The organism is Streptomyces sp. WAC06614 (genome assembly GCF_003949795.1).
Classification (GTDB): domain Bacteria; phylum Actinomycetota; class Actinomycetes; order Streptomycetales; family Streptomycetaceae; genus Streptomyces.
On record NZ_RPRY01000776.1, the window covers coordinates 1 to 661 of the forward strand.

Annotated in this window: 1 protein-coding gene; it reads right to left on the bottom strand. The window is 75.0% G+C overall.

All coding sequences use genetic code 11. The features are described 5' to 3' along the window. Positions 1 to 27 precede the first annotated feature (27 nt). On the bottom strand, positions 28 to 567 hold the full coding sequence (locus EF918_RS36445; protein ID WP_125653038.1) for a M48 family metallopeptidase: 540 nt from the start codon (positions 565 to 567) through the stop codon (positions 28 to 30). Between the last annotated feature and the right edge of the window lie 94 nt (positions 568 to 661).

Below are 661 nucleotides of genomic sequence, written 5' to 3' on the forward strand. Positions count from 1 at the left end.
GCGGGCCGGGTGCGAGCCGCGGGTGGCTCAGCCCTCGCGCGGGGCGGGGACCTTGGGCAGCCGGTCCGCGGCGACGACCCCTTCGAGGTACCCGCGGGCCCGCTCGGTGCGGGGGTAGGCCTCCAGCAGCCGCCAGAAGTCGGGGCCGTGACCGGGTACGAGCAGGTGGGCGAGTTCGTGCAGGAGCACGTAGTCGACGACGTACTCGGGCATGCCCTGGAGGCGGTGGGAGAGGCGGATGCTGCCCTCGGCGGGGGTGCAGGAGCCCCAGCGGGTGTTCTGGTTGGTGACCCAGCGGACCGAGCGCGGGCGGGCGCGGCCCTCGAAGTACTGGGCGGACAGGTGGTCCGCGCGCTCGGTGAGGCCCGCGTCGCCCAGGGTCCGCCGGCTCTCCTGCGCCGCCAGCTTGTCGAGCATGACGCCCACCCAGCGCTTCTCCTCCGCCTCGGACATCCGGGCGGGGATCAGGACGACCGTGCGGTCGCCCTCGCGGTAGGCGGACACGGTCCTGCGGCGGCGCGCGCTGCGGCGGACCTCGACGGCGCGGTGCGGTGGTTCGGGGGACACGCCCTCGACGGTACCCGGTGGCCGCGATCGCAGTCCTGTCATCCCGTATGACGAATGCCCCGGGGCTGTGGACAACGGCGGAGGGGGGTGGGGC